Below are 9,894 nucleotides of genomic sequence, written 5' to 3'. Positions count from 1 at the left end.
CCCGACCAAACACGATCGCCAAGGGCGAATCCGCCAACAAAGTCCTTCAGGCCGGGGAGGAATCGGACTCCTGCGGAGCAGGACAGGAAATAGGGGTTTCGCCTCCAGGGCGAAAGACCGTCCACCCGCGACGAGGTGAGCGAGCCCGTGGCGATCAAGAGGCCTCAACTGTCAGTCCTCCCATATAGGTTCGGATGCATGACGACAGACGCGACCACGGAGGGGGCCGGGCATGCCCGGTACTCCTTCCGTGTGCGCCTGTCTGCTACCGCGCGGCGCGCACTTGAAGCGGAGTGGGACCGCTGCCGGTGGCTCTGGAACGAGTGCGTGGCCAAGTCGAAGCAGGTCCACCAGCTCGGCAAGGCCACAGGTGAGAAGCTGACGTGTGGTCCGGCTCAGCTGGACAGGATGCTGACCGAGGCGCGTCGGGTGACGCCGTGGCTGGCTGCGGGTGCCTCGGTGCCGCAGCAGCAGGTGATTCGGGACTTCGCCAAGTCGAGGGCGAAGGCGCTGAAGGACATCAAGGACGGGCTTGCGCAGCACCGCCGGGCCGGGATGCCCCGCTGGAAGAAGAAGCGGGAGGCCAGGCCGAGCCTGAACTACACGAAGCGCGGTTTCCGCCTCAAGGACGGTCGTCTGCACCTTGCGGGCCAGATCGTGCTGACGGTGGTGTGGTCGCGGGACCTTCCGGCCGAGCCGTCGAGTGTGCGCGTGTACCAGGACACGCTCGGGCACTGGTATGTGTCCTTCGTTGCCCCCGCGCGGACCGAACCGCTTGCCCGCACGGGGCGTGTGCTCGGGGTGGACTGGGGTGTGAAGGAGACGGCCATCACCACGGATGACGCCTACGATCTCCCGCATGCCGAGCACGGCAAGCGGGCCGCGCAGGGGCTCGCCCGCTACCAGCGGATGATGGCCCGGCGCCGACGCCCGAAGGGCCGGCCCGCATCGAAGGGCTGCCGGAAGGCGCAGGTACAGGCCGCGAAGCTGCACAAGAAGGTCGCGCGGCAGCGGGAGGACACCGGCCGCAAGTGGGCCAAGTCCGTGATGCGTGATCATGACGGGGTGGCGGTGGAGGACTTTAGGCCGCAGTTCCTCGCGAAGACCACGATGGCCCGCAAGGCGGCCGATGCCGCCATCGCCGCCACCAAACGCGCTCTGGTCGAGATGGGGCGCAAGCACGCACGGGACGTCCGTCTCGTGCACCCGGCGCACACCACGATGGACTGTGCGCAGTGCGGAGCGAGAACCAAGCACGCACTACCTCTCTCGATGAGAACCTATGCCTGCACCGCGTGCGGAGCCGTCTCGCCCAGGGACAAGAACTCCGCCCGTGTGATGCTGGTCCGGGCAGGTTGGAACCCGGACGGTGCCGAGGGCGTAAGACCTCCTGAGCCGCCGGCTCAGGTGGCGGCCTGAGCCGTGAATCCCCACATCAGCCCTGGAGGGTGGAGAACCCCTCCCTTCAGGGAGGGGAGCCTTCAAAACTTGGACGGTTCCGGCTCTGCGCGGGCCGGTCCCTGGGCGGGCTTGGGGATCGCATCGTCGTACGGCGCGTCGCTGCGGCCGTAACTGCGGTGTACGGCCATGTACAGCAGGCCCGCACCGACCACCACCACCGCGGAGAGCGGCACGATGTAGTTGTCGTACCAGGGAACGCCGGGGGTGCGCGGCCAGCACATGTTGACGATGGCCAGGACCCCGTACGCCAGGGCGGCGATGTTGATGGGCAGGCCCCACTTGCCCAGCCGGTACTTGCCACTGGGCTGCCAGCCCTTGAGCCGGGCCCGCAGCGCCGCGAGCACCACCATCTGGAAACCGAGGTAGATGCCCACCGCGGCGAAGCTGATGACCTTGGCCAGAGCGTCGGTGGAGACCTTGGAGCCGATCACGATCAGTGCCGGGAGCACCGCCGCGAGCAGCAGCGCGTACGGCGGGACGTGCCGGGCGTCCGAGAACTTCCGCAGCAGACGGCTCCCCATGATCATGTCGTCCCGGCCGTAGCTGAACGCCAGGCGGCTGGCCGCGGCCTGCAGGCTCATGGCACAGGAGAGGAAGGACAGGAGTACGACGGCGAGTACGATCTTGGAGCCGACCGAGCCGAAGGCGCTGTCCAGCAACGTGGTCACCGGGTCGACGTCCCGGCCTGCGATGACCGCCGGAATGTCGGCGACCGAGAGCACCAGGGCCAGGCACACGAAGGTGGCCGCGGCGCCGCCGATGTAGATGGTGCGGCGCATGGCCTTGGGGATCAGGCGGCCCGGGTCCGGCACCTCCTCGGCGACGTCGCCGCAGGCTTCGAAACCGTAGTACTGGTAGACACCGATGAGTCCGGCCGCCGCGAAGGCCCACAGGTAGCTGTGGCTGCCTTGCGAGCCGAAGGAGTCGAAGAGCACGCCGAGGTTGTGATGCCGGTGCGAGACGAGCAGCCAACCACCGACGGCCAGCGCTCCGATGATCTCGGCCGAGAAGCCGATGACGGCCGCCGCCGCGAGCACGCGGGTGCCCAGGAAGTTGATCAGGGTGGCCAGTGCGAGGATCGCCAGGGAGCAGACGATGGTGGTGTTGACCGTGGGCGTGAAACCGAAGGTGGTGGCGATGTAGGGGCCCGCGCCGTACACCACGCTGGCGATGGTGCACATCAGCGCGATCAGATAGATCCAGCCGGTCATCCACGCCCACCGGCGTCCCCACAGTCGACGTGCCCAGGGGTAGACGCCGCCCGCCACCGGGAACTGCGCCACGACTTCACTGAACACCAGCGCGACGAGCAGTTGGCCGAGGCCGACGATCACAAAGCTCCAGATCATCGGCGGGCCGCCGCTCGCCAGCGCATAGGCGAACAGTGAGTACACCCCGACGACCGGGGACAGGTAGGTGAATCCGAGCGAGAAATTGGCCCATGGGCTCATGTCCCGCTTGAACTCGGACTCGTACCCGAGCGAGGCCAGATGCGCGGCATCGCTGTCGACGGGGTCTGGTGGGGTGATGGGGCTCATGCTGGCTCCCGTGTTCTCGTACCAGAGGGTGGGGCGTCAGTCCTGAAGCGGCATGCATGCCGACGACTCATCGACCGGGGCTGGTTATGATGCGGGGGCCCGGTGCGGTGTGGAGCGAAAAACTACAAGCGCATGGGTTATTGCACAAGGGTTCGGCGGCGGGATCACGCAAGGAGGGGCCGTGGCGACACAGGGCACACCCGTGATGCGCGCCTCCTTGATCTCGCCGCTCAGGGCGGCCGGACGCACCGACGAGGTCGTTCAGCGGATAACCGAGGCCATCCACCTCGGGCTGGTGGTGGACGGCGAGCAGTTGCCGACCGAGGTGGAGTTCGCCAACCAGCTCGGGGTGTCGCCGATGACTCTGCGGGAGGCTCTGGCGGTACTGCGCGAGCAGGGACTGGTGGAGACGCGACGCGGCCGCACCGGCGGCACCTTTGTGCGGCGCCCGGCGAACCCTCCGCAGGAGCCGCTGGTGGAGCGGATCCGCTCCACGACCGTCTCCGAGCTGCGGGATCTCGCCGACGAGCAGTTCGCCGTTTCGGGCGCCTCGGCCCGGCTCGCAGCCGAGCGCGCCTCGGCCGCCAGCCTGCGGCGGCTGCTGAACCTGGTCGAACAGCTGGCCAGGGCCGACGGGCTCGGCGCGCGGATCCGTGCGGACAGCCGGTTCCACATCGAGGTGGCGATCGCCTCCCAGTCGGAGCGGCTGACCCGCCTGGAGGTGGACATACAGTCCCGTACGGCCGGCCTGCTCTGGCTCTCCTACGAGTCCGAGCGCGAGCTGGACGAAGTGATCGCCGAGCACCACGCCATCGCCACCGCGATCGCGGAGGAGGACGGGGAGCGGGCACGAGCCCTGGCCGAGCGCCATGTGCAGCGCAACCTGCGCCGGCTCATCGAGCTGCATCTCCGGATGGTCGAGCGGGAATCTGTGGAGGTGTCTGATGGCAACTGAGTCCGGTGCGCCACAGGGCGCCGCGGCACTGGTGCTGGACACCCTGCTGCAGCAGGTGCGGGACCTCCTCGCAGCGGTGTTCACCGGTCCGGAGGCGGTCGCCGGCGAGATCGTCCGCCGACGGCGTGTGGTGCAGGCGGCGGGCGGCGTTTTCGGGGCGGCCGACCTGGCGGGCCTCAAACCGACCGTGGAGCAGTGGCTGAGCGAGCACCCGGAGGCGGACGGCCTCGGCTTCTTGGCGGCGGCGGGGCTGCTGCCGGACCGCGAGCGGCACATCCAGTGGTGGCAACGGGGAGCGACCGGCTTCGTCCCGATGCGGCTCAACCTCGATCCGACCTGCGTGGATGTCTACGACTACTTCGAGATGGAGTGGTACGCGGCCGCCCGTGACCACTCCGCGCGCGCGGTGTTCGGTCCCTATGTGGACTACTCCGCCGCGGACAGCTACATCTGCACATTCACCGTTCCTGTGATCGACGGCGACGAGTTCCTCGGCGTGGCCGGGACGGATCTGCGGATGAGCGATCTGGAACCCCGGCTGCTGGGTCTGCTGCGCCGGGCCGGCCACGACGCTGTGCTGGTCGGTGCGGAGCGCCGGATAGTGGCCGCGAACACCTCGCGCTGGCTCGTGGGCTCCCGGCTGCCGTGCGTGCCGCAGGCTGGTGACGGCGTGTTCCTCGCCGCGGGCGAGGTGGGGCTGGACAGCGGCTGGGTGCTGGGGCTGGCCGACCTCGAGTAGCTCCGGCTCGGCCGGCAGACGCTCGCTGCGCAGGCACCTCCCAGCGACCTCCCGGGGTGCGCTGCTCGGGCCACGCCTGTCCATGTCAGGAGCATGGCAGCTCATTCGCGTCCCTGCACCTCGGTAGTGGCTGGGGCGGCGGTTCCCCGCGCCCCGCGCGCTCGCCCCGCTCGACACACCGCCCGGTTACAGCGTCCTCCTGACCGGGCACGCAGCCCCCCCACGCCCCTGGTCAGACGCGTCCGGGCGCGGACGGGGTGCACCAGTGGGCGCCTGATCCGCCCTCGGCATGGGCCGCGCACAGACCCCTGACTGTCGTACCGGAAGACCCGGGCGGCCATTTTCGCCGACCCATTGACATCCAAACTCTAGTTTTAGAGTATTCAGCTCACTCACCCGCCCCGACAGACAGTTGGAGGCCCCGTGACGGGCACCGCCGCAGTGAACGCAGCGCCGTACTTCGACGTCACCGACCCGAGCTTCTCGATCAAGTCCGCCGCCGTGCATGAGGCACGCGAACGCAGCTGGTACGCGCGGACCAACTACGGCCTGGCCGTACTCCGCTACGAGGAGGTCAGCCGGCTGCTCAAGCACCCGAAGCTGCGCCAGGGCAGCGCCGCCTGGCCCGCTCACAACGGCATCACCGAGGGCCCGTTCGCCGACTGGTGGGCCAGTTGGGTGCTCAACAAGGAGGGCGAGGAGCATCACCGGCTGCGCCGGCTGATGAACCCCGCCTTCTCGCCCAAGCTGATCGGCGGACTGGTGCCCCGGTTCCAGACGCTCGCCGCCGAGCTGATCGACGGCTTCCAGGAACCCGGCCGCTGCGAGTTCGTCTCCGAGTTCGCCGAACCGTACGCGGCCCGGGTGATCGCCATCATGCTGGGCATCCCCGAGACCGAATGGCCGGTGATCGCCCGCGAGTCCGCCACCATCGGCCTGGCCATGGGCGTGACCATCCGTCAGGACATGCCGAAGATCGAGGCGGCGCTGTCGAACCTCTACGCCTACGCGGACGAGCTGATCGCCGACCGCCGGCGCAACGAGCGGGACGACTTCGTCTCCGCGCTGGTGCGTGCCCACCGCGACTCCGACACCCTCAGCGACACCGAACTGCGCGACGGCCTGCTGCTGCTGATCTTCGGAGGCTTCGACACCACCCGGAACCAACTCGGCCTGGCCATGCAGACCTTCATGCGCCACCCGGATCAGTGGCGTCTCCTCGCCGAGCGACCCGAGCTGGGCGGCAAGGCGGTCGAGGAGGTCATGCGAGTGAACCCCACCGTCACCTGGGTCACCCGTGAGGCCCGCGAGGACTTCAGCTTCCAGGACCTGGACATCGCGGCGGGCACCACCGTCCACCTCTTCAGCGAGTCGGCCGGCACCGACCCCCGGGTCTTCGGTGAGTACTCCTTCGACATCGCCGCCGAACGCAAACCGCACTTCGGCTTCGGCGGCGGCGCGCACCACTGCCTGGGCCACTTCGTCGCCCGCAGCGACATGAGCGAGGCGCTGCCGCTGCTCGCCCGGCGGATGCGCGACCCACGGCCCGACGGCGGGGACGAGTGGCTGCCGGACTCCGGCAACACCGGCCCGATCCGCCTGCCCATCACCTTCACCCCGGCCGCCTGAGCGGCCGACACCGAGAGGAGCCCTGCCATGAAGGTCATCGTCGACCTGGCCAAGTGCCAGGACCACGGCCAGTGTGCGATCGCCGCGCCCGTCGTCTTCCAGATGGACGAGGAGGGCAAGCTCGTCTGGGACGGCAACCCCGACGAGTCACAGCGCTTCGAAGCCGAGGAGGCGGCGGACGTCTGCCCCGTCCAGGCCATCCTCATCCAGGACTGACATGTCTGGCCACATCGCCGTGGTCGGCGCCTCCCTGGCCGGCCTTCGCACGGCCGAGCAGCTGAGGGCGACCGGGCACACCGGACCGATCACCGTCCTGGGCGACGAACCCCATCCCCCCTACAACCGCCCCCCGTTGTCCAAGGAGATACTCGCCGCCCCCGGCGACCACTCCGCCGAGCAGCTGCACGCGTCGGTGGCCTTCCGGCGCCGGGCCCTGGTGGACGACGTGGACTTCCGCCTCGGCCGGGCCGTCACCGCCGCCGACCTGGAGCAGCGGCGGCTGACCCTGTCCGACGGCACCGAGCTCGGCTTCGACGGCCTGGTCGCGGCGACCGGACTGCGCCCGCGGCGGCTCCCACTGCCCGGCCCGGCGGTCGGCCGGCACGTCCTGCGCACTCTGCAGGACTGTGTCGGGCTGCGCGGCGAACTGCGGCCGGAGGCACGGGTGGTGGTGGTCGGTGCCGGCTTCGTCGGCTGCGAGGTCGCCGCGACCGCGCTCCGGCTGGGCTGCCGGGTCAGCATCGTGGAGCCCGCCGGGGCGCCGATGAACCGGGTCCTCGGCGCAGAGCTGGCGCAGGCCGTACAGCGGCACCACGAGACCGCCGGTATCCGTTTCCACACCGGCCGCTCCGTCGCCGGCATCCTCGGCCGGGAGCAGGTCTCGGCGGTCGACCTCGACGACGGCACCACGCTCGGCGCCGACATCGTGATCGAAGCCGTGGGCTCCCTCCCCAACACCGAGTGGCTGGCTGGCAATCCCGGACTCGACCTCGGCGACGGCATCCTCTGCGACAACCTGCTCCGGGCCGCCGGAGCCGACCGTATGGTCGCCGTCGGCGACATCGCCCGCTTCCCCAATCCCCTTTTCGACGCTCTTCCCCGCCGTGTCGAGCACTGGTCCATCCCCGCCGACACAGCCAAGCGCGCGGCGGCCACTCTGACCGCGCAGCTGGCCGGCCGGGAAGCCGACCCCACCCCCTTCACTCCGGTCCCCTCGTTCTGGAGCGACCAACTCGACCTGCGATTCCAGAGCTTCGGATCGCCCGCACTCGCCGACGAGGTCCGCCTGCACGAGGGCGACCCGGACCACCTCCACGGCGGTGTGCTGGCCACCTACCACCGGCGGTCCGAGCACGTGGGCACCGTCGCGATCAACCTCCCTCCTGCCCGTCAGCGCGAGCTGCGAGAGGCCTTCACCGCCCTTGCCGCTGCCGCCTGACCGTCCCACTTTCGCGAGGAACCCCATGACATCCACCGTCATCCCCAGCGCCACCGCGCTGGACAGGCACCGCGAACGCAACACCGACCAGGCCGCGATCACGGAGATCCAGGCCCGCATCGCCGAAGCCGGCGTGCAGTACCTCTACTACCAGGCCGTCACCGTCACCGGCCGAGTGGTCGGCAAGGTCGTCCCCGCCGAGCACCTGGTGCGCAACGCCGAGAAGGGCGTCCAGCTGCACCGCACCGCGGTCTCCGACCTCCAGGTCGACCGGGCCGGCAACCTGCTGGGCGGCGGCGCCGAGGCAGCCGAGTTCACCGCCGTGCCCGACCTCGACACCTTCGCCGTCCTGCCGTGGGACAACACCGTCGGCCGCTTCTTCTGCCGGCTCTACGAGCCCGACCACCGGCCCGGCATCGGCGGGCAGCCGCTGGCCACCGACGTGCGCGGCAACCTGCTGCGGCTGCACGCCGACTTCACCGAGCGCACCGGACTTCAGCTGCGCACCGGCTGCGAGCCCGAGATGACCTGGAGCGGCCCCGGCCTGGACGCCCGGTTCCGTCCCGGCTCCAGCCCGGCGTACCACGTCGACCACCTGGAGCGGTACCGCCCGATCTACCAGAAGGTCATCGGCTACGCGCGGGCACTCGGCCTGGACATGATCGAGGGCGACTACGAGGACCCGGGCCAGCTCGAACTCAACTGGATGTACGACCACGCCGACCTGACCGCCGACCGGCTGATCGTCTACCGGCAGATCTGCCGCCAGGTGGCCCGCGAGCTCGGCGTGACGGCCAGCTTCATGCCCAAGCCCGCCACCGGCATGATGGGCAACGGCTGTCACCACAATCTCAGCCTGTGGCTCGGCAATCAGAATGTGCTCGCCGAACCGGGCGTGCAGGAGCTGCACCTCACCGAGATCGGACGGCACGCCCTCGGTGGCATCCTCACCCATGCGGCAGGGTCCATGGCCGTCATGGGCTCCACCGTCAACTCCTACAAGCGGTACTGGGATTCGGGCCAGTTCGCGCCCTCCCAGATCAACTGGGGCATGGACAACAAGACCTGCACCGTGCGCCTGTCGGCCAACGGCCGGCTGGAGTTCAAGCTGCCGGACGCCATGGTCAACCCCTACCTGTCACACGCCGTACTGCTCGCCGCCATCCAGGACGGCCTGGACAACGGGATCGACCCGGGACCGGCCCAGCGCGGCTCCAGCTACACCGGCGACGTCACCTTCGCCAAGCTGCCGCTCACCCTCGGCGAAGCCCTGGACGCCTTCGCCGCGGATGAGGTCGTCAAGGCCGCGCTCGGCTCCGAACTGGTGGAGCTGTACAGCGAGTTGAAGCGCGACGAGTGGGCCAGGTACTGCGGCGTCGTCACCGACTGGGAGCACATGATGTACGCGGAGGAGACCCCGTGACCGCGCCGCTGCGTCTGGCCTGCATCGACTCCGAGGCCCCACCGCTGTTCCACCTCGCCGACCCGGTGGCCGGGCGGCGCGGCTACGAACCGGCCGTCGGCGAACTGGTCGCCGCCGAGCTGGGCCGCCCGTTGGAGTGGGTCTACCTGCCCTGGGCGGACATGCTGCCCGCCGTGCGACGCGGTGACGCGGACGCCGTGCTGTGCGGCCAGGGCGTCACCGAGGCCCGCGCCGCACTGGTGGACTTCACCCGGCCGTACGCCGTCTTCCACGAATCGGTGCTGGTCCGTCGAGGGGATCCGGTGCACAGCGTGGTCGACCTGCGCGACCGCCGGGTCGCCGCGATCGAGGGCTCCACCAACATGGCGCTGGCCGAGACCTTCGAGGGAGCGGTCACCGTGCCCTTCGGCGGCGGCTCGGACGACGTCTTCGGCGACATGCTTCAGGCGCTGCGCACCGGGGCCGTGGATGCGGTGGTCGACGACGACGTGGTCTTCGTCCCGCTGGGCGACCACCCGGACTTCGACCTCGCCTTCACCGTGCGCACCGGCAACCGCTGGGCCATCGGCACCGCCAAGGACCGGCCCGAGCTGCGCGCGCAACTGGACGGGGCGCTGGGCCGGATCATCGCGGACGGACGGCTGTCCAAGGCCTGGGCGCGGTGGCTGCCGGAGCTGGAGTACCCGTTCGACGGTGGGACGGAGGGGTGAG

At 69.9% G+C, this 9,894-nt stretch carries 9 protein-coding genes; 8 read left to right on the top strand and 1 reads right to left on the bottom strand.

Features of this window, described 5'->3' with window-relative positions; translation table 11 throughout:
• The first annotated feature begins 198 nt into the window (after positions 1-198).
• On the top strand, positions 199-1,419 hold the full coding sequence (locus IEZ19_RS42840; RefSeq protein WP_189316819.1) for an RNA-guided endonuclease InsQ/TnpB family protein: 1,221 nt from the start codon (positions 199-201) through the stop codon (positions 1,417-1,419).
• Positions 1,420-1,481: 62 nt separating this feature from the next.
• Here the strand turns inward: IEZ19_RS42840 and IEZ19_RS42835 are convergent, their stop codons facing one another.
• Complete coding sequence (locus IEZ19_RS42835) at positions 1,482-2,999, bottom strand: APC family permease (protein WP_189316818.1); 1,518 nt, start codon at positions 2,997-2,999, stop codon at positions 1,482-1,484.
• A 181-nt stretch (positions 3,000-3,180) separates the two neighbouring features.
• Between IEZ19_RS42835 and IEZ19_RS42830 the strand changes: the two genes are divergently transcribed.
• The 7 genes from IEZ19_RS42830 to IEZ19_RS42800 all read left to right on the top strand — a co-directional run bounded on the left by IEZ19_RS42830 (position 3,181) and on the right by IEZ19_RS42800 (position 9,893).
• Positions 3,181-3,954 carry a FadR/GntR family transcriptional regulator gene (locus IEZ19_RS42830; protein WP_229841496.1) on the top strand — a complete coding sequence of 258 codons (774 nt, stop codon included), beginning with the start codon at positions 3,181-3,183 and terminating at the stop codon, positions 3,952-3,954.
• Positions 3,944-4,693: a cache domain-containing protein gene (locus tag IEZ19_RS42825; RefSeq protein WP_189316817.1), complete on the top strand. Its 750-nt coding sequence runs from the start codon at positions 3,944-3,946 to the stop codon at positions 4,691-4,693. The genes IEZ19_RS42830 and IEZ19_RS42825 overlap by 11 nt, the downstream gene beginning before the upstream one ends.
• A gap of 423 nt (positions 4,694-5,116) precedes the next feature.
• Positions 5,117-6,322, top strand: coding sequence for a cytochrome P450 (locus IEZ19_RS42820; RefSeq protein WP_189316816.1), 1,206 nt, complete (start codon positions 5,117-5,119; stop codon positions 6,320-6,322).
• Positions 6,323-6,349: 27 nt separating this feature from the next.
• Positions 6,350-6,538, top strand: a complete 189-nt coding sequence (locus IEZ19_RS42815) for a ferredoxin (protein ID WP_189316815.1) — start codon at positions 6,350-6,352, stop codon at positions 6,536-6,538.
• 1 nt (position 6,539) lies between these two features.
• Positions 6,540-7,760, top strand: a complete 1,221-nt coding sequence (locus IEZ19_RS42810) for an NAD(P)/FAD-dependent oxidoreductase (protein WP_189316814.1) — start codon at positions 6,540-6,542, stop codon at positions 7,758-7,760.
• Between the two features lie 25 nt (positions 7,761-7,785).
• Positions 7,786-9,183: a glutamine synthetase family protein gene (locus tag IEZ19_RS42805; RefSeq protein WP_189316813.1), complete on the top strand. Its 1,398-nt coding sequence runs from the start codon at positions 7,786-7,788 to the stop codon at positions 9,181-9,183.
• Positions 9,180-9,893 carry a substrate-binding periplasmic protein gene (locus tag IEZ19_RS42800; protein WP_189316812.1) on the top strand — a complete coding sequence of 238 codons (714 nt, stop codon included), beginning with the start codon at positions 9,180-9,182 and terminating at the stop codon, positions 9,891-9,893. Before IEZ19_RS42805 ends, IEZ19_RS42800 begins: the two co-directional genes overlap by 4 nt.
• Position 9,894: the final 1 nt, after the last annotated feature.

The organism is Streptomyces brasiliensis (assembly GCF_014647875.1).
GTDB classification, from domain to species: domain Bacteria; phylum Actinomycetota; class Actinomycetes; order Streptomycetales; family Streptomycetaceae; genus Streptomyces; species Streptomyces brasiliensis.
Note: the sequence above shows the minus strand (reverse complement) of the source record. Positions and strands in the feature narration are given on the sequence as shown.

What these genes read in the sequence shown, in the direction of transcription:
- IEZ19_RS42840 (WP_189316819.1), top strand. Translation starts at nt 199, where the DNA reads ATGACGACAGACGCGACCACGGAGGGGGCCGGGCATGCCCGGTACTCC.
- IEZ19_RS42835 (WP_189316818.1), bottom strand. Translation starts at nt 2,999, where the DNA reads ATGAGCCCCATCACCCCACCAGACCCCGTCGACAGCGATGCCGCGCAT.
- IEZ19_RS42825 (WP_189316817.1), top strand. Translation starts at nt 3,944, where the DNA reads ATGGCAACTGAGTCCGGTGCGCCACAGGGCGCCGCGGCACTGGTGCTG.
- IEZ19_RS42815 (WP_189316815.1), top strand. Translation starts at nt 6,350, where the DNA reads ATGAAGGTCATCGTCGACCTGGCCAAGTGCCAGGACCACGGCCAGTGT.
- IEZ19_RS42810 (WP_189316814.1), top strand. Translation starts at nt 6,540, where the DNA reads ATGTCTGGCCACATCGCCGTGGTCGGCGCCTCCCTGGCCGGCCTTCGC.
- IEZ19_RS42805 (WP_189316813.1), top strand. Translation starts at nt 7,786, where the DNA reads ATGACATCCACCGTCATCCCCAGCGCCACCGCGCTGGACAGGCACCGC.